Origin of the sequence: Massilia luteola (assembly GCF_034420155.1) — a bacterium.
In the GTDB taxonomy this organism is placed as follows: Bacteria; Pseudomonadota; Gammaproteobacteria; order Burkholderiales; family Burkholderiaceae_D; genus Telluria; species Telluria luteola.
Map to the genome: position 1 here is coordinate 445,676 of NZ_JAXOFN010000001.1, position 21,798 is coordinate 467,473.

Here is a 21,798-nt window from a genome sequence, read left to right on the forward strand (position 1 = left end):
GCAGAATGGACGCGGGTGCTCACGAGGCGCCCGTGCCGCAACCACAATCAAGGAGACGACCGATGGCATCCCCGTACGAGCGCTTCATCCGCGCGCGCGACTTCCTGCAACAGCATCGCACCGATTACGCGACCGCGTACCGCGATTACCGCCAGCCCGAGCTCGACGAATTCAACTGGGCCCTCGACTATTTCGACATCCAGGCCAGGGACAACGCGACGCCCGCGCTGTGGGTCGTCGACGAAGACGGCGGCGAGCGCAAGATCGCCTACGCCGAGATGGCGGCGCGCTCCAGCCAGGTCGCGAATTGGCTGCGTGCCTGCGGCGTGGGCCGCGGCGACCGCGTGCTGCTGATGCTGCCGAACCGCGTCGAGCTGTGGGAGATCATGCTGGCCGGGATCAAATTGGGGGCCGTGCTCGTGCCGACGACGATGCTCGTGTCCGACACCGATCTGCAGGACCGCCTGCAGCGCGGCCGCGTGCGCCACGTGATCGTCCAGGCGTCGGAAACGCACAAGTTCGCCGACCTGCCCGGCGATTACACGCGCATCGGCGTGGGCCCCGGCGCGGGCGTCGCCGGCTGGCGCGATTACGCCGACAGCGCGGCGGCGCCAGCGGTGTTCGTGCCGGACGGCGTCACGCGCGCTACCGATCCGCTGCTGCTGTACTTCACGTCCGGTACGACGGCCAAACCCAAGCTCGTGCTGCACAGCCAGCAGAGTTATCCGGTGGGACATCTGTCGACGATGTACTGGATCGGCCTGCGCGCGGGCGACGTCCACTGGAACATCAGCTCGCCCGGCTGGGCCAAGCATGCGTGGAGCTGTTTCTTCGCGCCGTGGAACGCGGGCGCCACGGTGTTCGTCTACAACTACGAGCGCTTTTCCGCGCGCGCCTGCCTGGACACGATCGTGCGCTGCGGCGTGACGTCGCTGTGCGCGCCGCCGACCGTGTGGCGCATGATGATCAAGGAAGACCTCGCGCAATGGCGGCCGCCGCTGCGCGAACTGGTCGGGGCGGGCGAGCCGCTGAATCCGGAAGTCATCGAGCAGGTCGAGCGCGCGTGGGGCATCCGCATCCGCGACGGCTTCGGCCAGTCCGAGACCACCTGCCAGATCGGCAATCCGCCGGGCCAGCCCGTCAAGCCGGGATCGATGGGCCGGCCGCTGCCCGGCTACCGCGTGGCGCTGCTCGACATCGACGACGAGCCGGCCGCGGAAGGCGAGATCGCGCTGCACCTCGACCCGGCCCCGCTGGGCCTGATGCTGTGCTACGAGAACGACGACGCGAAAACGCGTGACGTGATGCGCGGCGGCCGCTACCACACGGGCGACACGGCGCGCGTGGACGACGACGGCTATTATTTTTACGTGGGCCGCAACGACGACGTGTTCAAGTCCTCCGATTACCGCATCAGCCCGTTCGAGCTGGAGAGCGTGCTGATCGAGCACCCGGACGTGCTGGAAGCCGCGATCGTCCCGAGCCCGGACCCGGTGCGCCTGGCCGTGCCGAAAGCGTTCATCGCGCTGCGTCCGGGCGTGGCACCGACGCCCGAACTGGCCGCCGCCATCTTCGCCTTCGCACGCGACCGGCTGGCGCCGTACCAGCGCATCCGCCGCATCGCGTTCACGGAACTCCCGAAGACCATCTCCGGCAAGATCCGCCGCGTCGAGCTGCGCAAGGCCGAGGCGCGCGGCGAGCACGTGGGCACGGAGTTCCGTGAGGAGCATTGAGCCCGGGGGGCTCAATGCGAGTCCGGGGCGCTCAATGCGAGCCCGGGGCGCTCGATGCAGGCGCGCGGCGCTCAATGCGGGGCCGCGGGCCTCACCGCAAGCCCGGGCGGCTCCATGTAAACCAGCGACCGACCCGGCGGCGCCGACACGGACCCGGCAACACGGTAAGATGGTGGCGTGCGGCGGCCGTGCCGCGATCCGATCAATAATAAGTCCGTGTCCACCATCCGAAACGCCGAGCCAATGAGCACCTCCGTCCGACCGTCCCCCTCGAAGCAGACCGCAAGCAAGGCGGCCGACAAGGCCGCGCAGCCCGCCAGGACGGCGAAGCCGGCGCGGGCGGCCATCTACGAGGTTCGAAAATCGCCGGTGCACGGCAACGGCGTGTTCGCAATGCGTGCGATCGGCGCCGGCGAGCGCATCATCGAATACCGCGGCGAGCGCATCACGTGGGACGAAGCGACGCGCCGTGCCGCCGAGCGGGGCGGCCCGGTCAACCACACGTTCTACTTCAGCCTTGCCGACGGCAACGTGATCGACGGCGGCCGGCGCGGCAACGACGCCCGCTGGATCAACCACGCCTGCGAGCCCAACTGCGAAGCCTACGAAGACGACGGCCGCGTGTACATCCACGCGCTGCTCGACATCGCCGCGGGCGAGGAGCTGAACTACAACTACGCGCTGGTCTACGACGAGCGCCATACGCCGGCGCTGAAACGCCTGTTCGCCTGCCGCTGCGGCACGCCGGCCTGCACGGGCACGATGCTGGCGCCGAAGAAGCGCAGCCGCAAGGCCGCCGGCGCCGCGACCTGAGGCCACCGCCGCTACCCCGCGGGCCAACCCGACACCACCGAATACCGACAACAGCAACGACACCGACAATCGCGACCCGCCGAACCGCCCATGAAACCAGTCGTCCAAAGCCTGCTCGAAACCGATCTCTATAAATTCACCATGTGGCAGGCCCTGCTGCACATGCACCCGAACGCCACCGGCGAATACGAGTTCAAGTGCCGCAATACCCCGGCCTATCCGCTGGCCGAACTGAAAGAGGAAGTCGAACGCGAGTTGGACCATCTGTGCACGCTGATGTTCAGCGAGGACGACATCGAATACATGAGGTCCCTGCGTTTCATCAAAAGCGACTTTGCCGACTTCCTCACGCTGTTCCGTTTCCAGCGCAAATTCATCCACGTGGAAACGGACGGGCCGCACCTGCGCATCCGCGCGAGCGGACCGATCGTGCACGTGATGGGCTTCGAGATCTTCGTGCTGTACATCGTCAACGAACTGTATTTCCGCCGCTTCGACCGGCAGGCCGCGCTGGCCGTGGCGCGCGAGCGGCTCGCGCAGAAAGTCGCCGAGTTCCGCGCTTTCGAGCAGGAACCGAAGCGTGCCAACCCGTTCGAGTTCTTCGATTTCGGCGTGCGCCGCCGCTTTTCCGGCGACTGGCACGAGGAAGTCGTCGCCACGCTCGCGCGCGAGCTGCCGCAATTTTTCAAGGGCACGTCGAACGTCTATCTCGCGAAGAAGTTCAATCTCGTGCCGATCGGCACGATGGCGCACGAATACATGCAGGCGTTCCAGTCCTTCGACGTGCGCCTGCGCGACTTCCAGAAGAAGGCGCTGGAAGACTGGGTCCAGGAATACCGCGGCGACCTCGGCACGGCGCTGACGGACGTCGTCGGCATGGACGCCTTCCTGCGCGACTTCGACCTGTACTTCGCCAAGCTGTTCGACGGCCTGCGCCACGATTCCGGCGATCCGGTCGAGTGGGGCGAAAAAGCCATCGTCCACTACGCCAGGCTGCGCATCGACGCGCGCACCAAGCGGCTGGTGTTTTCGGACGCGCTTACCGTGCCGAAGGCGCTCAGCCTGTACCGCCACTTTGCCGACCGCGTCATGACGGGCTTCGGCATCGGCACCAAGCTGACGAACGACACGCAGTTCGAGCCGCTGAACATCGTCATGAAGCTCACGCGCTGCAACGGCCAGCCCGTGGCCAAGCTGTCCGACAGTCCCGGCAAGGGATTCAGCACGGACGAGACCTTCATCGCCTATCTGCGCCAGGTGTTCGACCAGCGCATCTGAACGATTGCCGCGGCTTTTTTGCCGGCATCCGGCGCCGGAATCCGTCCCGCGGCCGGCCCCGGCGCGCCCGCGTTGTCGCGGCGCGACCACGGCTTCGCTGTCGGTCTTTTCGCGACAAAGAATCGCGTGCATTTTTATTGCGCCAGGTCTACTATCGTTTTGACATTGCTCACAGTTTTAACAATTCGCCAGGGCAGCGCGCGGCCCTGACAGCCACACACACCTGGAGCGCTCGTTTGAAGATGTTTTGGCAACTACATGCATGGCGGGCGGGGCGGTCGCGCGCCAGCGCAACACGGCCCGCGGCGCGCGTCGCCGGGCTGACCGGCCTGTTATTGGCAGCGGCCGCGCTGCCGTGCCGTGCGCTGCCGCAAGGCAGTGAATTGCTCGACCTCAGTTTCGACCAGCTGGCCGACATCCGCATTACGTCCGTATCCAAGAACAGCGAGCGCCTCGCGGAGGCGGCGGCGTCCGTGTTCGTGATCACCAGCGACGACCTGCGCCGCAGCGGCGTCACCAGCTTGCCGGAAGCGCTGCGCCTGGCACCGAACCTGCAAGTCGCCGAAGCCAGCGCCTACGGCTACACGATCAGCGCGCGCGGTTTCAACAGCAGCGCGGCCAACAAATTGCTGGTGCTGATCGACGGCAGATCCATTTATACGCCGCTGTTCTCGGGCGTATTCTGGGATGCGCAGGACGTGATGCTGGAAGATGTCGAGCGGATCGAAGTGATCAGCGGGCCGGGCGGGACGCTGTGGGGAACGAATGCGGTCAATGGCGTCATCAACATCATCACCCGTGCTTCCGGGGACACCCAGGGCGGCGTCGCCAGCGCCGGCGCCGGCAACCGCCGCTCCGACGCCGCCGTGCGTTACGGCGCGAGGCTGGACAACGGGCTGACTTACCGGATCTACGCGAAATACGTCGACCTCGAGCACACGTCGCTGGCGACGGGCGGCCCCATCGACGACGCCGCCTACCACGCGCAGGCCGGTTTCCGGGCCGACTGGCGGCGGGGCGTCGACCAGTTCACCGTGCAAGGCGACGCCTACCATGGCACCGAGAACCAGCCGCTGCCGGGCATGATCGCGATCTCCGGCATCCAGTTCGCGCTGGGTCCGATCACGCTGGCCGGCGCCAATCTCAACGCCCGCTGGGAGCGTCAACTGGACGGCGGCGGCCACCTCGGCCTGCATGTGGTCGAAGATCACACCGAGCGCACCGTGCCGCCGACCTTCGGCGAGGTGCTCGATATCGTCGATGTCCAGTTCCAGCACAACCTGGCGCCGATCGGCCGGCACGCGCTGGTGTGGGGCGCGGGCTATCGTTACAGCGTCGATCGGGTCCGCAACAGCCGGTACGTCGCCTTCCTGCCGGCGGACCTGAACCAGAACTGGGTCAGCCTGTTCGCCCAGGACGAGCTGGCGCTGCGTCCGGACCTGCGCCTGACCGTCGGCGCCCGCCTCGAACGCAACGGCTACACCGGCATGGAAGTGCTGCCCAATGCCAGGCTGGCCTGGACACCGGCACGCGGGCACGCGCTGTGGGGCGCGCTGTCGCGCACCGTGCGCGCGCCGTCGCGCTTCGATCGCGACATCTACGTGCCGGGCGCGCCGCCGTTCCTGCTCGACGGCGGATCGACCGTGACGTCCGAGTCGGCCCAGGTCGCCGAACTCGGCTATCGCGGCCAGCCCACCGCGACGCTGTCGTATTCGGTCACGGCCTTCCATGCCCGGTACGACGACCTGCGCACGCAGGAAGTCGCGGCCAGCCGCACCTATGTTTACTACGCCAACAAGATGGAGGGCAGCACCAACGGTATCGAGATGTGGGGCACCTGGCAGGCCATGCCGCACCTGCGCCTGAACGCGGGGATGAATGCGCTGCACGAAGGACTCCACCTGAAACCCGGCAGCAACGACGCCAGGGCCCCCGCGACGGCCGGGCTGGACCCCGCGCACAAATGGCTGCTGCGCTCGTCGCTGGACCTGGACGGCCAGCGCTCGCTCGATTGCACGCTGAGCCGCGTGGCCGCGCTGTCCAGTCCGGAGGTGCCGGCCTACACCAGCGTGGACGTGCGCTATGGCTGGCGGCCGCGGCCGGATTGGGAATTGTCGATCGCCGCGCAGCACCTGAACGGGGGCGGGCATGCGGAATTTACCGCGGCGGCGACGCGCAGCGACTTCGGCCGCGGCGTCTATGCCAAAGCCGTCCACCGCTTTTGAGCCGCCCGGGCCACGTCGACAATGTTGATGTCCTGGCTAGAGCGTAAGGGGCGGCGGCGCTGGCTGGCGGGGCTGGCGTGTGTCCTCGCCATCGCGGCCGGCGCCGCGCGCGCCGACACCCCGGCGAACGGGCGCAGCGAGCAGATGCTGCGCCAGATCGAGGCCGCCTATCTGTACAAGTTTGCCAGCTACGTCGAATGGCCGCCCGAGGCGTTTGCCGGACCGGACAGCAACTTCACGATCGGCCTGGCCGGCGCGGACGCGTTGGCCGACGACCTCGAGGCGAGCCTGGCCGGGCGCACCGTGGACGGGCGTAAAGTGGTCGTGCGCCGGCTGCGGCGCGGCGACCCGGCGGCCGACGTGCAGATGCTGGTCGTCGGCGAACTGGACGCGCACTGGGCGCGCGAGCTGAATGCGGCCATCAAGGACCGCCCGGTCCTGACCATCGCGGAACCGGGCGCGGGCGGCGGCTTCGGCAGCATGATCAGCTTCGCCGTCGTCGACGACCGCCTGCGCTTCGAAGTCGCGCTCAGGTCGATCAAGCCGAGCCGCCTGAAGGTCAGCGCGCTGATGCTCAGTGCGGCATATAAAGTGGAGAAGGGGATTCCATGATGCGGCGCTCGCACTCCATCCGGTACAAGTTGTTCATCATCGTGCTGTCGACCACGCTGGTGGCGCTCGCCATCGCGCTGGTCGGCAACGTGGCCGGCGACATCTGGACGTTCCACCGCGGGCTGGTGGCCGAGATGACGACCCAGTCGACGCTGCTCGGGCGCATGACCGCGCCGGCGCTGGCGTTCGACGATCCGAAACTGGCGACCAGCAACCTGCACTTGTTCGACGCCTGGCCGAACATCGAGGCGGCGGCGATCTACGACGACCAGGGCAAGGTGTTCGCGTCGTACGTGCGCCCCGGCCGCGCGAGGGACCTGCCCGCCCGGCCGGCGGAGGACGGCGCACTGGTCGAGGGCGCGCGCCTGAACGTGTTCCGCCGCATCGCCGGCGAAAACGGCACCCTCGGCACCGTGTACCTGCGCGCGACCTACGATCCGACGAGGACCATCGTGGTCGACGTCGGCATCGCCGTCGCCGTCTGGCTGATCGCGATGGCGATCGCGCTGCTGATGGTCGTGCGCATGGAGGCGCTGGTGAGCCGTCCGATCTCGGCGGTGGCGGAGACGGCGCGCGACGTGGTGGCGCAGCGCGACTATTCGCGCCGCGTCGAAGCCAGCAGCGGCGACGAAGTCGGCATGATGGTGGGCGCGTTCAACGACATGCTCGGCGAGATGGAACGGCGCACCGGCGAACTGGAGTCGTCGAACCTGGCGATCATGCGCGAAGTGGAACAGCGCGAGCGCGCCCAGCGCGAGGTCATGCGCCTGAACGTCGACCTCGAGCAGCGCGTGGCGGAGCGCACGTCGGAGCTGGCGCTGGCCAAGGCGGCGGCGGAAGAGGCGAACCAGGCGAAGTCGTCGTTCCTGTCGAGCATGAGCCACGAATTGCGCACGCCGCTCAACGCCATCCTCGGTTTTACCCAGCTGCTCGCCAACGACGCCCAGCCGAACAACGTCGAGCGCAAGAAGGAATTCACGGGCTATATCCTGAAGGCGGGTCGACACCTGCTGACCCTGATTAACGAAGTGCTCGACCTGGCCAAAGTCGAGTCCGGCGCTGTCACGCTGTCGCTCGAGGCGGTCGCCCTCGACGAAGTCGTGCAGGAATGCCGGGCCATGCTCGAACCGCTGGGCGACCAGCGCGGGTTGCGCATGACGTTTCCCGCCGCGCCGGGCATCACCGTGCTGGCCGACCGGACGCGCCTGAAGCAGATCCTGTTGAACCTGTTGTCGAACGCGATCAAATACAACCGCGCCGGCGGCGTGGTGGCGCTCGACTGCGCGCTGGACGCGGCGTGGCGCGTGCGCATTGCCGTGCGCGATTCCGGACCCGGCCTGAACGCGGCGCAGATGGAGGGGCTGTTCCAGCCCTTCAATCGCCTGGGACAGGAAGCGGGCGCCGAGGAGGGAACGGGTATCGGCCTGGTCGTCACGAAGCGGCTGGTCGAGCTGATGAACGGCGACATCGGCGTGACGAGCACGGTCGGGATCGGCAGCGTGTTCTGGATCGAGCTCGACGGCGTGGCCCCGGCCGCGCCCGGCGCCGGCGACGTTGCCGCCGCGGCGTTGCCCACCGCCGCGGCGGCGGTGCCGGCCCCGCGCGCCGCCGGCAACGGCTACACGTTATTGTATGTGGAAGACAATCCCGCCAACCTGAAGCTGGTCGAATCGATCATCGCCCTGAGTCCCGACCTGCGCCTGTTGTCGGCGCCGGATGCCCACCTCGGCATTGCGCTCGCGCGCACCCATGCGCCCGACCTGATCCTGATGGACGTCCACCTGCCCGGCATGAGCGGCATCGACGCGCTCAAGGTCCTGCGCGCCAATCCCGCGACGGCGGGCATCCCGGTGATCGCCGTCAGCGCCAGCGCCATGTCGCATGACATCGCGCTCGCCATGAGCAACGGGTTTTTCCGATACGTCGCCAAACCGATCGACATCGCAGAATTTTCCGCCGCGATCGACAGCGCGCTGGAGGCCAACGGCGCCGTTCGCGGCCAAGTCATCGCCGACCGAAAAGAGGTGCCATGATTTCCTTATCCGACATTCACCGGGCCCGCATCCTGATCGTCGACGACCAGGAAGCGAACGTCAAGCTGCTCGGCTACATGCTCGAAGACGCCGGCTATACCTGCGTCACGCTCGTGACCGACGCGCGCACCGTGCTCGACCTGCATCGCGCCAACCGCTACGACATCATCGTGCTCGACCTGAACATGCCGTATATAAACGGGTTCCAGATCCTCGAAGGCCTGCGGCCGCTGGAAAGCGAGGGCTATCTGCCGGTGCTGGTGGTCACCGCCGAACCCGCGCACAAGCTGCGCGCGCTGGAAGCCGGGGCCAAGGATTTCGTCAGCAAGCCGTTCGACCAGGTCGAGGTGCTCACGCGCATCCGCAATATGCTCGAGGTGCGCCTGCTGTACACCGAGATGCGCGAATACGGCCTGCGCCTGGCCCGCTTCGACACCGTCACCGGCCTGCCGAACCGCATGCTGCTGCACGCGTCGATCGAGCAGGCGCTCGCGCAGGCGCAGTGCGCGGGCGAGATGGTCGCCGTGATGGCGATCGACCTGGACCGCTTCAAATACGTCAACGACACGCTCGGCCACGTCGGCGGCGACGAGTTGCTGTGCCAGTTCGCGCAGCGCCTGAGCGATTGCGTACCCGTGCGCACCGCGCTGGGCCGCGTCGGCGGGAACCAGTTCGAACTGGTACTGACGGGACAGCAGTTGCAGCACGAGGTGCTGCAGACCGACCATCGCATCCGGACGGCGCTGCAGCGGCCCTTCGCCCTCGAGACCCAGCACTTCACGATGACGGCCAGCATCGGCGTCGCGCTCTATCCGGCCGATGCCACCGATGCGGCGACCCTGCTCAAGTATGCCGACGTCGCCCTGCACCAGGCCAGGGCCGAGGAACGGGGGCGCTGCCACTTCTTCACCGACGAAATGAATGCCCAGGCGCGGCACCGGCTGACGCTGGAGAACGCGCTGCACGACGCGATCGGCAACGAGGAGTTCGTCCTCCATTACCAGCCGAAGGCCGAGATCAACACCGGCCGCATCACGGGCGCGGAAGCCCTGCTGCGCTGGAATCGCCCGGGGCACGGGCTGACAGCGCCGGGGGAGTTCATTCCCGTGCTCGAGGACACCGGCCTGATCGTCGACGTCGGCAACTGGGTGATCGACGCCGCATGCCGGCAGATCGCCGCGTGGACCGGCATCATGTCGGCGCCGATGCACATCGCCGTCAACGTCTCGGGCCGCCAGTTCGCGGGCGGCGGCCTGGAGAAGGCCGTGCTGGATGCGATCGACGCGCATGGCATCGACGCCGGCATGCTGGAGCTCGAAGTGACCGAAAGCGCCCTGGTGGACAACGTGGAATGCGCGATCGCCACCCTGCACCGCCTGCGGGCGCGCGGCGTGCGCGTGTCGATCGACGACTTCGGTACCGGCTACTCCAGCCTGGCGTACCTGAAACGGCTGCCGCTCGATACGCTGAAGATCGATATCACCTTCATCCGCGACGTCACGACCAATCCCGACGACGCCGCCATCACCGAAGCGATCATCGGGATGGCGCACAGCCTGAAGCTCGACGTGATCGCCGAGGGCGTGGAAACCGTGGCCCAGCTGTCCCTGCTCAGGCGCTATCGCTGCGACCAGATCCAGGGCTTCTACTTCAGCCGGCCGCTGCCGGCGTCGCAGTTCGAGGCGATGCTGCGCCAGGGCGCCGGCCTGGCGCTGCCGCCGGACCTGGTGGCCGCGGTGCCGCCGCGCACCCTGCTCATCATCGACGACGAGGCGAGCGTGCTCGCCGCGCTGAATCGCCTGCTGCGCCGCGACGGTTATCACATCCTGACGGCGTCGGGCGCGGCCCAGGGGTTCGAGCAGCTGGCGCTCCATCCCGTGCACGTGATCCTGTGCGACCAGCGCATGCAGGGCACGAGCGGCACCGAATTCCTCGGCAAGGTGAAGGAGATGTATCCCGACACGTTCCGTATCGTGCTGTCGGGGTACACCGACCTCGACACCATCATGGAGGCGATCAATCTCGGGGCGCTGTATCGCTTCTTTACCAAGCCGTGGGATAACGAGGTGCTGCGCGACAGCATACGCGCCGCGTTCCGGCACTATTGGCAATTGCACGGCATGGCGCCGGAGAACGTGCCGGCGATGCCGGCCCCCGAACTCGCCGGCCCGCCATGACGGCGCCGCTCAGGCGGACGGCGCGCCGGACCGGCCCGCGGGGTCGTCCGCTTCCGCGGCCCCCAGCGCCCGCCGCAAGTCGTCCACGCTGGCCGGCTTGGTCAGGTGCAGGTCGAACGCGGCCGCGTCATGCGGCGAGTGCGCGGCGACGCCGGCCTGGCGGCCGTAGCCGGTGAGGGCCGCCAGCCGCAGCGGCCTGCGCGCCGCGCGCCGCACGGCGGCGGCGAGGGCGTAGCCGTCCAGGTCGGGCAGGCCGATGTCCAGGATCGCCGCGTCCGGCGGCCACGCGGCCTGCACGTCGAGCGCGGCCAGCGCCGTATGCGCCGTCCTGACGTCGTGGCCGAGCTGGCGCAGGACGGCGGCCGTGAGCGTTGCCGCGTCCTCGTTGTCGTCGACCACGAGCACACGCAGCGGCCGCGTGTCGGCGTGGACGACGGGCGGCGGCGGCGCCGCCGCGGGCGTGCCCAGCGGCAGGCAGATCTCGAAGCGGCTGCCCATGCCGGGACCGTCGCTGTGCGCGCTCGCGCGGCCGCCGTGCAGCTCGACGATGCGCCGCACGATGGCGAGGCCGAGTCCGAGGCCGCTGTGGTGCCCGAGCGGCTGGGGCGCCTGGTAAAACGGTTCGAATATGCGCTCGGCCAGCCCGGCCTGCATGCCGATGCCGTTGTCGTTGACGACCACGCGCGCCGCGCCGTCGGCGCCGTCGAGCACGACGCGCGTGTCCGTGCTGCCGAAGCGGGCCGCGTTCGACAGCAGGTTGCCCAGCACCTGCGCGAGCCGGTGTTCGTCGCCGTCGACCCACAGCGCGTCCGGCGCCTGCAGCCGGATGGGCTGGTCGGGCAGGGCGGCGACGGCGTGGCGCGCGATGGCCGCGATGTCCACCGGACCGAGGTCGATGCGCAGCTTGCCGGACGCGATGCGCGACACGTCGAGCAGGTCGTCGACGAGGTGCTTCAGGTGCGCGACCTGGCGCCGCATGATGCCGCGCTCGCGCCGGCTGCCCTCGTCGTTGCGCAGGTCCATCAGGTCGAGCGCGCCGGCGATCGGGGCCAGCGGATTGCGCAGTTCGTGGCCCAGCACGGCGAGGAATTCATCCTTGGCGCGGCCGGCCCGGCGCGCCTGTTCCAGCGCTTCCTCGCGCGTGGCGAGGGCCTGGGCCAGCGTGTCCATCAGGCGGCCGCGTTCCTGTTCGTGCGCGGCGCGGTGCGCGCCGGCCGCCCGCAACGCGGCGCCCATCGCGTCGATTTCGCGGATGCGCGAATGGGGCACGGCGAGGTCGGCACCGGCGCCGAGTGCCGCGGCGCCGGCCTCGAGGGCGGCGATGCGGCGCACGATGCGCCGCGCCAGCACGGACGCGAGGCCGATGCTCAGCGCCAGCGACAGCGCGATGCCGGCCGCGTACCAGATGAATCCCTGCGCGGCACCGCGGGCCCAGCCGGCGGGCGGCGCGCCGACGGCCACCGTCCAGCCGTAGCGCGACAGCCGGGTATAGGCCGTCGTCAGTCCGTCGCCCTCGGTGGTGACCGTGGGCCCGACGCCTTCCGGTCCGTTCAACCGGGTCAGCCGCGCCAGCGTCGGACCCGGCACCGCGCCGACGTCCTCCTGTCCATGCGAGCGGGCGACGAGCGTGCCGTCGCTGTCCAGCACCGTGATCATCGAGCCGTCGGGCACCCGCTGCCGCTCGACCACGCGCATGATGCGGTCGGGCCGGACGACGGCCGTCAGCACGTAGGGATGGCCGGCCGCGTCGCTCACCGGATAGCGCACGGGCACGGCGGGACGGCCGCCCCTGCCGCGCGCGACGTGCCCGATCACGGGACGGCGCAGCGCGAGCGCCAGGTGCAGGCTGAAGGGATCGGCGATGGGTTGCGCCGGCGCGTCGAACGGCGCCGTCGTGCGGAACAGCATGCGGCCGGTGCCGTCGGCCAGGATCACGCCCAGCCATTCCTGCTGCGCCAGGGCCTGGTCGCGCGCGATGGAGTAGAACGCGCGCACGTCGCCGGCGTCGAGCGCCGGGGTGCGCGCCATGCTGGCGAGCGTGGCGACGGTGCCGTCCAGTTCCGCGTCGACGGCGCTCGACAGCGCCCGCGCCAGGTCCAGCAGCGCGCGTTCCTGTTCGCTCTGGTGGTATTCCGTGGCCAGGTGCACGCTCCAGGCGCCGAGCGCGGCCAGCGGCAGCAGGCCGATCGCGGTCAGCAGGATCAGCAGGTAGCGCAGCGACAGCGTGGGCCCGTGGTGAGCGCGCATGGGGAAATCCGTCAATACAAAGTGGTCCATTATACGTGCGGTGGCGCCCGTCCGGACGGCCGCCGTCGCTTGCACATCCCGCGCCGCGGCCTATGCTGCAAGGATGGCGCGGGCGGGATGGCGGCCGCCATCCGCCGGGCGCGCCGGGCGGAGGCCGCGATGATGCAGTTGAAACCTGAAGTGCTGGACGGCCTCGCGGCCGCCCTGCGGGGACCGGTGCTGCGGCCGGGCGACCCGGACTACGACGCCGCGCGCCGGATCTGGAACGCGATGATCGATCGCCGTCCGGCGCTGGTCGTGCGCTGCGCCGGCACGGCCGACGTGTGCACGGCCGTCGCGTTCGCGCGCGACCACGGCCTGCCGCTGGCCGTGCGCGGCGGCGGCCACAATATCGCCGGCAACGCCGTCTGCGACGACGGCCTGGTGATCGACCTTTCCGGCATGCGCGGCGTGCACGTCGATCCGGACGCGCGCCTCGCCTGCGTCGACGGCGGCGCGCTGCTGGCCGACGTCGACCACGAGACGCAGGCGTGCGGACTGGCCGTCCCCCTCGGCATCAATTCGACGACGGGCGCGGCCGGCCTCACGCTGGGCGGCGGCTTCGGCTGGCTGTCGCGCATGCTGGGGCTGACGGTGGACAGCCTCGTCGGCGCGGAAATCGTCACGGCCGAGGCGCGCCGCCGCCACATCGGGCCGCGCCAGGAACCGGACCTGTTCTGGGCGATCCGCGGCGGCGGCGGCAACTTCGGCGTCGTCACGCGCTTCGAGTTCGCGCTGCACGCCGTCGGGCCGCAGGTGACGGCCGGGCTGGTCGTGTTCCCGGCGTCGCAGGGTCGCGACGTGCTGCGCCGGTACCGCGATTACGTCGACGCGTTGCCGGCCGACGTGTCGATCTGGGCGGTGCTGCGCCAGGCGCCGCCGCTGCCGTTCCTGCCGCCGCCCGTGCACGGCCAGGACATCGTCGCGCTGGCCGTGTTCTCGCCGCGCGCGCCGGAAGACGCGGCACCTGTGATCGCCCCGGTGCGCACGTTCGGGCACGTGCTGGGCGAGCACGTCGGCGCCGTGCCTTACGCGGCGTGGCAAAAGATCTTCGACCCGCTGCTGGCGCCGGGCGCGCGCAATTACTGGAAGTCGCACAATTTCACGACCCTGTCCGACGCCGCGATCGACGTCGTGCTGCACTACGCCGCCAGCGTGCCGACGCCGCAGTGCGAGATCTTCATGGGCCTGATCGGCGGCCGCGCCAACGAACCCGCGGCCGACGCGACGGCCTACCCGCACCGCAACGTGACGTATGCGATGAACGTGCACGGCCGCTGGAGCGACGCGGCCGACGATGCCCGCTGCGTGGCCTGGGCGCGCGACTTCTTCGCGGCCGTGGCGCCGTATGCGGCCGGCAGCGTCTACGTCAACTTCCTCACCCAGGACGAGACGTCGCGCATCCGCGACGCGTACGGGCCGAACTGGGACCGGCTCGTGCAGGTCAAGCGGCGCTACGATCCGGACAACCTGTTCCGCTTCAACCACAACATCGCGCCGGTCGGGTGAAGGCCAGATGAGCGTCAGACGAGCGCCAGCTCGACCGCCGCCGCCGCGTGCAGGCCCGTCGTGTCGAACAGCGGCACGGGACTGTCCTCCGGCGTCACGAGCAGCACGAGTTCGGTGCAGCCGAGGATGATCGCCTCGGCGCCGGCGGCGACGAGCCGTTCGATCACGCCGCGGCAGGCGGCGCGCGACGCCGCTTCGATGCGACCCTGTACCAGCTCGTCGTAGATGATGCGGTGGACCGTGGCGCGGTCGCCGGCATCGGGCACGAGCACGTCGAGGCCGTGCTCGTCCGCCAGCCGACCCTTGTAGAAATCCTGCTCCATCGTGAACGCGGTGCCGAGCAGGCCGACGCGCCTCAAGCCTGCGGCCTTGATGCACGCGGCCGTCGGGTCGGCGATGTGCAGCAGCGGCACGTCCACGGCGGCCTGCAGCTGCGGGTAGGCCTTGTGCATCGTGTTCGTGCAGATGATGAGGAAGTCGGCGCCGCCCCGCTCCAGCCGCTGCGCCGCCTCGATCATCAGGGCCGCGGCGTCGTCCCAGCGGTCGGCGCGCTGCAGCACCGCGATGTCGTCGAAGTCGAACGACCACATGAGGCAGCGCGCCGAATGCAGCCCGCCGAGGCGGTCGCGCACGCCCTCGTTGACGAGGCGATAGTATTCGGCCGAACTGGCCCAGCTCATCCCGCCCAGCATACCGATGATCTTCTGCGTCATGCACGCCTCCTGTCGATGTCGAGCCGTCCAGTATAGCCAGAACGTACGCACGGCGCTGCCGTGCGGTTCGGCGTCAGCGGATCACGGCCAGCGCCGCGAATTCCGCCACCGCGAAATCGACGAACGCGCGCAGCCGCGGCGCCATGTGGCGGCTGCTCGGCAGCACGAGGTGCACGGGCGCCGGTTCCGGTTCGTAGTCCGCGAGCAGGCGCCGCAGCAGGCCGGCCCGCAGGTCCGGCTCGACCTGGTACGACATCGCGCGGGCGATGCCGAAGCCGTCGCGCGCGGCCGCCAGCACGGCCTCGACGTCGTTCATGCGCAGGCGCGGACCGTAGCGCACGACGTGCTCGCGGCCGCCCGCGCGGAAGCGCCACTCGGCCACGCTGCGCACCGACGTCGACATGATCAGCTCATGCCCCGCGAGGTCGGCGGGCGCGTGCGGCGTGCCGCGCCGGTCGAGATAGGCGGGGCTCGCGACCGTCACCTGGCGCACCTCGCCCAGCCGGCGCGCGACGAGGCTCATGTTGGACAGCGCGCCGATGCGCACGCCGGCGTCGATGCCTTCCTCGATCAGGTCGACGTTGCGGTCGGACAGCGCCAGGTCGACCTGGATGTCCGGGTGGCGCGCGAGAAAGCGCGTGACGACGGGCGCCACGTGGCGGCGGCCGAACACGGTCGGCGCCGTCAGCCGCAGCAGGCCGCGCGGGGCCCCGGCGCCCGGCGGCTGCAGCGCGGCGTCGTAGTCGGCCAGCAGGCGGCACGCCTGTTCCGCCAGCCGCAGCCCCGCTTCGGTCGGGGTCAGGCGGCGCGTGCTGCGCTCGAACAGACGCGCGCCGGCGCGGGTCTCGAGCAGCGCGAGGATGCGCGTGACGGCGGCCGGCGAGCGCCCCAGCTTGCGCGCGGCGGCGGCCATGCTGCCGGCGTCGAGGATGGCGAGGAACACGTGCAGCTCGTCGAGTCGGTCCATGATTATTTCGGAAACTGAAATGCTGAATTGCCATTATGCCGGATTCCGGCGTGAATGGAATCGCATTACGATGCTTGCATTCCCACCCACTGCGAGACGACCATGCCCCAGACCCGCATCCTCCACGGCACCCGCCTGTCCGGCCACACGCACCGCGTGATGCTGTTCCTGCACCTGCTCGACCTGCCGTACGAATTCGCCGACAGCCCGGCCGACGTGCGCCGCGCGCCGGCGTTCCTGGCGCTCAATCCGCTGGGCCAGATTCCCGTGCTGCAGGACGGCGACGTCGTGCTGGCCGACAGCAATGCGATCCTCGTCTACCTCGCGAAGCGCCATGCGGCGGGGACGGCCTGGCTGCCGGAAGATCCGGTCGGCGCGGCGCGCGTGCAGCGCTGGCTGTCGCAGGCGGCGGGCGAGATCATGTTCGGGCCGGCCGCCGCGCGCGTCTCGGCGCGGTTCTACGACACGGGCGTGCCGCCGGCGCTGGCGCAGGCGCTGGCCGCGCGGGTGCTGGGCCTGATGGAAGGCGAGCTGGCCGCGCGCGACTGGCTGGCGGCGGCCACGCCCACCATCGCCGACATCGCCTGCTACAGCTACGTCGCCCACGCGCCGGAGGGCGGCATCGCGCTCGATCCGTATCCGCGCGTGCGGGCCTGGATCGCCCGCGTGCAGGCGCTGCCCGGCTTCGTCGCGATGCCCGCCGAGTGAGGCGACCATGGACGGAGACCGCATTCCCATGCCGTTCCACGCGGGCGAGCTGCGGGCGCAGGAACTGGCTGGCATCGAGCCGTTCAACGCGCCGATCCGCAACCGCATGCCGGACCAGCACCGCACGTTCTTTCCGCTGCTGCCGTTCGTCTGCGTGGCCGTCGCGGATGCCGACGGCTGGCCGCTGGCGACCCTCGTGCAGGGCCCGCCCGGCTTCGCCAGCTCGCCCGATCCGGCGCGGTTGGACGTCGCCGCGCTGCCGCCCGGCGACGATCCGGTGCGCGCGCGCCTCATCGACGGTGCGGCGGTGGGCATGCTCGGCATCGACCTCGGCACGCGCCGGCGCAACCGCCTGAACGGCGTGCTCGCGCAAGTGGGCGATGCCGGGTTCGGCGTCGACGTCGCGCAATCGTTCGGCAACTGTCCGCGCTACATCCACGTGCGCTCCCTGGCGCCGGTGGTGCGCACGCCGGGGCCAGTGACGACGTTCGGCGCCGACCTGCCGGCGCGGGCGCGCGCGCTGCTGGACGCGGCGACGACGCTGTTCGTGGCCAGCGCGAGCGGCGCGGACGCGCCCGACGCCGCGGCCGGCCTGGACATCTCGCACCGAGGCGGCCCGGCCGGCTTCGCGCGGCTGGAGGGGGACGTCCTGTGCGTGCCGGACTACGCAGGCAATCGCTACTTCAACACGCTGGGCAACTTCGTCGCGGAGCCGCGCGCGGCCATCGTGCTGGCCGACGCGGCGACGGGGGACGTGCTGCAGTTGCAGGGCGTCGTGGACATCGACTGGACGGCCGCGGACCCGGACCGCGTGCCGCCGGTGGAGCGCATGTGGCGCTTCCGGATCGTGCGCGGCTGGCTGCGTCCCGGCGCGTTCGGACTGGCGGAGCGGGACGCGTAGTCAGGCGGCGCGCCGCTTGACGGCCAGGTCGGCGTGCGCCGTCTCCTGCGCGAGGCGCCGTTCCAGCATCGCGAGCACGGCCGCTTCCTCGGGTTCGAGCTCGCGCAGGTCCTCGACGAGGCTTTCCTCGGCGCGGGCACGCAGGCCTTCCAGCATCGTGCCGTCGAGGTAGGCGTCCAGCACGGCCGGGTGCACGTAGCACTTGCGGCAGACGGACGGCGTATTGCCGAGCCGCTGCGCCACCGACTCGATGGCGCGCACGATGTTCTTCTTCGCCTGGGCGTCGGAATCGACGGCTTCGAATTCCTGCAGCGCCATCGCCGCCAGCACCGTGCCGGACCACGTGCGGAAATCCTTCGCCGTGTAGTCCTCGCCGGTGATCGTGCGCAGGTAGTCGTTGACGTCGCTCGACCCGACCGTGTGCCGTTCGCCGGCCTCGTCGAGGTACTGGAACAGGTCCTGGCCGGGCAGGTCGCGCGTGCGCTGGATGATGCGCGCCAGGCGCCGGTCGTGTACCTTGACGTCGTGGTACACGCCGCTCTTGCCCCGGAAGCGGAACTCGACGTCGCTGCCGTCGATCTTGACGTGGCGGTTGCGCAGCGTCGTCAGGCCGTACGACTTGTTCTCGCGGGCGTATTCGTCGTTCCCGATGCGCATCATCGTCGCTTCCAGCAGGTAGACGATCGTCGCCAGGACTTTGTCGCGCGGCAGGCCGGGGAGGGCGAGGGCGCGGTCGACTTCCTTGCGGATCCTGGGCAGCGCCTTGCCGAAGTTGATCATGCGTTCGTACTTCACCTCGTCGCGCACTTCGCGCCACTTGGGGTGGTAGCGGTATTGCTTGCGCCCGCGCGCGTCGCGGCCGGTCGCCTGCAGGTGGCCGTTGGCCTGGGGGCAGATCCAGACGTCCGTCCACGCCGGCGGAATCGCGAGCGACTTGATGCGCCTGAGCGTGGCGTCGTCGTCGACGGGCGCGCCACTGGCGTCGAGGTAGCGGACCTCGTCGGCGCTGGCGACGCGGCGGATGCCGGGGCGGTCGTCGTGGACGTAGCGCAGGCCCGCGGCCTTCGCGGCGGCGGGCGGGTCGGTGTTCGGCACCGGACTCGCCGGCGCGGGGTCTTCGCTCTTCATCGGGTGCTCGTCGGTCGCAAGGGTGGGCTGGCGCCAGTCTACGCCGGCGCCCGGCGCGCACCGTTCGGGAACTAACGTTGGCCGCGCCCGTTACAATGGCGCCATGCCCGGCAAATCACCCATCTTCCCCGGCCCGCGCACCGCGCGCGGCATCGTGCTCGCCGTCCTGCTGTCGAATGCCGACCAGGCGGGCGCCGAACCGTTGCGCGGCCGCGTGACCCTGGCGGCCATCGTCCGCGCCCTCAAGCGTAAATATCACTGGCCCATCGAGACGACGAGTTTCCCGTCGAACGCCGCGGACGGGCGCGCGACGTGGGCCACGGTGTACAGCCTGCCGGCCCACGTCATCGACAAGGCGCTCGATGCGCGCGGGCGCGACTGGCTGCGCAGCAGCCTGGGGGACCAGGCTGCCCGTTGAGCCGTCAGTGCACGGCGACGTAGCGGACCGCGCCGCTGGCAAGGACGTCGTACACCGATGTATCGACCGTGTGCGTGCCCGCAATGCGGGGCGCGCCCTGGATCTTCTTGAGGTCGATGACGGCGAGCCAGCTCGGCGTGCCGATGGCCCAGTCGGCGATCACGCCGTAGGCGCGGCCGTCGTTGGGGCTCGTGTAGGCCGTGATGGTGTGCGGATCGAAACCGGCCGTGAAGGACGCGCCGTCCGGCGTGTTCGGCAGGTTGTTGACGACCGCGTAGTCGACCAGCGCCGGGACCGTGCCGCCGGTCGCCGGCGTGGCCGGCAGCTGGAACACGGCGAAGCTCTGGCCGCCGAATTCGCCCGTCAGGATCCCCATGTGCTGGCCGCCCGGCGCCACCGAGATGCCGGAGATGCCGGCCGCGAAGGAGCCGTCGAGCGTCACGACGTTGTGCGGCGACGTCCAGCTGCCGATCCCGCTGCCGGAACCGGGTATGAAGCTGGCCTGGTTCAGGTCGGCCATCGACACGTTCGACGTGAACTCGTTCGACGCGAGCGCGATGCCGGTCGTGCAGTCGGATGCGCTCGAGTCATATTCGCCGCCGCCGCCGATCGTGCTGTTCTCGAATTCCGTCAGCAGGTCGCCCACGCTGGAGAGCCGCACGAGGCCATAGCTGTTGTCCTCGCCCGGGGTCAGCAGCAGGTTGCGGCCGGCGTCGACCGAGATGTTTTCGGAGACGATGTGGCGCAGGCGCAGCGGCGCGCCGAACGCATTGGTGGCCAGGTTCAGCGCCTGGATGCCGGAACCGGACGCGCTGTCGGACAGGCCCACCGTGATGTAGGCGGTGTTCGTCAGGCCGTTCACGGCCACGCCGCAATTGCGGCAGCCGCCGCCGGAGAAGAATGCGTTGCCGGTGGCGCTGCTGAGCAGGGTATTGGTCAGCGTGTGGCCGTTGATCAGGTACACGTCGTTCGTGTTGGCGGTGCACACGGCCTGGCCCGTGCTCGGATTGGACGAGCAGGAATTCACGATAGCGGCCGTGGGAATCGACGCGGGTGCGCCGGCCCCTTCGATCGGTACGACCTGGATGCCGGTCGCGCCGCCGCCCCACCAGCCGTTCGGCACGTAGGCGGTGACCGTCGGGCCGAGCGCGACGGCCAGTGAGCTGGTCGGCAGGCACGAGTTGAGCGTCGTGTTCGACGTCGTCACGTTCAGCACGGAGCAGTTGGTGCTGGCGAACGCCCCCGCGCCGCTGCCGCCGGACAGCGAGACATAGTACGTGCCCTGGCTCAGCGCGGCCGGGATCTGGAAGCGGACCTGGGACGTGCTGCCGATCACGGGAATGATGGACGACGCCGGCGTGACCACCTGGCCCGCGACCGGGCCGCCGACGGCGCAGGTGGGGGCGATCGTCATCATCACGCTGGCGGGCGCCACGGCGGGCAGGCCCATCGCCGTGACCTTCACGAACGACACGCCGACGACGCCGCTGCTGGGAATCGACGCGGCCGCGAGCTTGACGGGAATCGAGGCGGACGCGGTGCCCGCGCCGGCGAGCAGGGCGACCAGGGCGGCCGAGCGGGCGCGCCGGCGCAGGCCGAACGCGGCGGCGCCGATCACGATGAGCCAGGCCGACGACGGTTCCGGCACGGTCACGGTGCCCGGTTCGTGGACGTAGATGACGCCGAGCGCGCCGTCGTCCAGCGCCGGACCGTGGATATCGCCAAACATCACGGGACTGAAGGCGGCGTCGATGTCCATCATGGTGCCGGTTCCGGGATCGATCGAGGTGGGACCGACAAGGCCCGACAGCGTCGCCGCCACGGGCAGCGTCGTGCCGCCGATCGCGACCGTCGGACCGTCGAGCGACATGCCGTCCACGCTGAGCGTGAAGTCGGACAGCCCGAACGTATGGTTGGTGCCGTCCGAGAAGGTGACGAGCAGGTTCAGTGCGCTGAACGTGAGTGGCGTGGCGACCGGGAAGTCCGGCGCGAGTGCGTTGGGACCGGTGAGGTTGGCGATGTCGAACTGGGCCGTGGTGCCCGACGTGACGTCGAACGACATATAACCGATTGCGATGGGGCCGGCGGCGGCCCACTGTGAGAACAAGAGCACGACGAGCGCGCCCAGCCATCTGACGCTGAGACTGAGTTTCCCAAACATAGTGATCTCCCTATTTATTGGTATGAGCGAAATCAAAGACTTGGTACGGTCCTGCGATTAATTGTTGAGCAAGATTCACACCATGTTGGATAACTGAATGTAATCAGCGTCTTACAAATGCCGGGATCGCGCGCTG

16 protein-coding genes are annotated in these 21,798 nt (G+C 69.7%); 11 read left to right on the plus strand and 5 right to left on the minus strand.

Annotation, left to right across the window (positions count from 1 at the left end; genetic code table 11):
- Window positions 1-62 precede the first annotated feature (62 nt).
- The 7 genes from U9J41_RS02065 (at window position 63) to U9J41_RS02095 (ending at window position 10,871) form a co-directional block, all read left to right on the plus strand.
- Entirely contained in the window at window positions 63-1,733 is a 1,671-nt protein-coding gene (locus U9J41_RS02065) for an AMP-binding protein (RefSeq protein WP_322399922.1), read from the plus strand.
- Between the two features lie 243 nt (window positions 1,734-1,976).
- Window positions 1,977-2,546, plus strand: coding sequence for an SET domain-containing protein (locus tag U9J41_RS02070; RefSeq protein WP_322399923.1), 570 nt, complete (start codon window positions 1,977-1,979; stop codon window positions 2,544-2,546).
- 90 nt (window positions 2,547-2,636) lie between these two features.
- Window positions 2,637-3,824: a nicotinate phosphoribosyltransferase gene (pncB, locus tag U9J41_RS02075; RefSeq protein ID WP_322399924.1), complete on the plus strand. Its 1,188-nt coding sequence runs from the start codon at window positions 2,637-2,639 to the stop codon at window positions 3,822-3,824.
- Window positions 3,825-4,066: 242 nt separating this feature from the next.
- Complete coding sequence (locus tag U9J41_RS02080; protein ID WP_322399925.1) at window positions 4,067-6,049, plus strand: TOL_0244 family TonB-dependent receptor; 1,983 nt, start codon at window positions 4,067-4,069, stop codon at window positions 6,047-6,049.
- A gap of 27 nt (window positions 6,050-6,076) precedes the next feature.
- Window positions 6,077-6,661 carry a TOL_0243 family YfiR-like periplasmic protein gene (locus tag U9J41_RS02085; RefSeq protein ID WP_322399926.1) on the plus strand — a complete coding sequence of 195 codons (585 nt, stop codon included), beginning with the start codon at window positions 6,077-6,079 and terminating at the stop codon, window positions 6,659-6,661.
- Window positions 6,658-8,694, plus strand: a complete 2,037-nt coding sequence (locus U9J41_RS02090; protein WP_322399927.1) for a sensor histidine kinase, YfiR-like protein-associated — start codon at window positions 6,658-6,660, stop codon at window positions 8,692-8,694. Before U9J41_RS02085 ends, U9J41_RS02090 begins: the two co-directional genes overlap by 4 nt.
- On the plus strand, window positions 8,691-10,871 hold the full coding sequence (locus U9J41_RS02095) for an EAL domain-containing protein (RefSeq protein ID WP_322399928.1): 2,181 nt from the start codon (window positions 8,691-8,693) through the stop codon (window positions 10,869-10,871). The genes U9J41_RS02090 and U9J41_RS02095 overlap by 4 nt, the downstream gene beginning before the upstream one ends.
- Window positions 10,872-10,880: 9 nt before the next feature.
- On the opposite strand, the gene U9J41_RS02100 is transcribed toward U9J41_RS02095, so the two are convergent.
- A complete protein-coding gene (locus U9J41_RS02100) occupies window positions 10,881-13,118 on the minus strand; it encodes an ATP-binding protein (RefSeq protein ID WP_322399929.1) in 2,238 nt (745 codons plus the stop codon).
- 159 nt (window positions 13,119-13,277) lie between these two features.
- On the opposite strand from U9J41_RS02100, the gene U9J41_RS02105 reads away from it, so the two are divergent.
- Window positions 13,278-14,666, plus strand: coding sequence for an FAD-binding oxidoreductase (locus tag U9J41_RS02105; protein ID WP_322400138.1), 1,389 nt, complete (start codon window positions 13,278-13,280; stop codon window positions 14,664-14,666).
- 14 nt (window positions 14,667-14,680) lie between these two features.
- Here the strand turns inward: U9J41_RS02105 and U9J41_RS02110 are convergent, their stop codons facing one another.
- Window positions 14,681-15,379: an aspartate/glutamate racemase family protein gene (locus U9J41_RS02110; RefSeq protein ID WP_322399930.1), complete on the minus strand. Its 699-nt coding sequence runs from the start codon at window positions 15,377-15,379 to the stop codon at window positions 14,681-14,683.
- Between the two features lie 73 nt (window positions 15,380-15,452).
- Window positions 15,453-16,346 carry a LysR family transcriptional regulator gene (locus U9J41_RS02115; protein WP_322399931.1) on the minus strand — a complete coding sequence of 298 codons (894 nt, stop codon included), beginning with the start codon at window positions 16,344-16,346 and terminating at the stop codon, window positions 15,453-15,455.
- A 102-nt stretch (window positions 16,347-16,448) separates the two neighbouring features.
- On the opposite strand from U9J41_RS02115, the gene U9J41_RS02120 reads away from it, so the two are divergent.
- Both U9J41_RS02120 and U9J41_RS02125 read left to right on the plus strand, forming a co-directional pair.
- Window positions 16,449-17,054 (plus strand): glutathione S-transferase family protein, encoded by a 606-nt coding sequence (locus U9J41_RS02120; protein ID WP_322399932.1) that lies wholly within the window; start codon window positions 16,449-16,451, stop codon window positions 17,052-17,054.
- 7 nt (window positions 17,055-17,061) lie between these two features.
- Window positions 17,062-17,955, plus strand: coding sequence for a pyridoxamine 5'-phosphate oxidase family protein (locus U9J41_RS02125; protein WP_322399933.1), 894 nt, complete (start codon window positions 17,062-17,064; stop codon window positions 17,953-17,955).
- Here U9J41_RS02125 and U9J41_RS02130 read toward each other — a convergent pair whose 3' ends face one another.
- Window positions 17,956-19,083 (minus strand): DNA topoisomerase IB, encoded by a 1,128-nt coding sequence (locus U9J41_RS02130; protein WP_322399934.1) that lies wholly within the window; start codon window positions 19,081-19,083, stop codon window positions 17,956-17,958.
- A gap of 103 nt (window positions 19,084-19,186) precedes the next feature.
- On the opposite strand from U9J41_RS02130, the gene U9J41_RS02135 reads away from it, so the two are divergent.
- Window positions 19,187-19,501 (plus strand): hypothetical protein, encoded by a 315-nt coding sequence (locus U9J41_RS02135; protein ID WP_322399935.1) that lies wholly within the window; start codon window positions 19,187-19,189, stop codon window positions 19,499-19,501.
- A gap of 4 nt (window positions 19,502-19,505) precedes the next feature.
- Here the strand turns inward: U9J41_RS02135 and U9J41_RS02140 are convergent, their stop codons facing one another.
- Complete coding sequence (locus U9J41_RS02140) at window positions 19,506-21,662, minus strand: PEP-CTERM sorting domain-containing protein (RefSeq protein ID WP_322399936.1); 2,157 nt, start codon at window positions 21,660-21,662, stop codon at window positions 19,506-19,508.
- Between the last annotated feature and the right edge of the window lie 136 nt (window positions 21,663-21,798).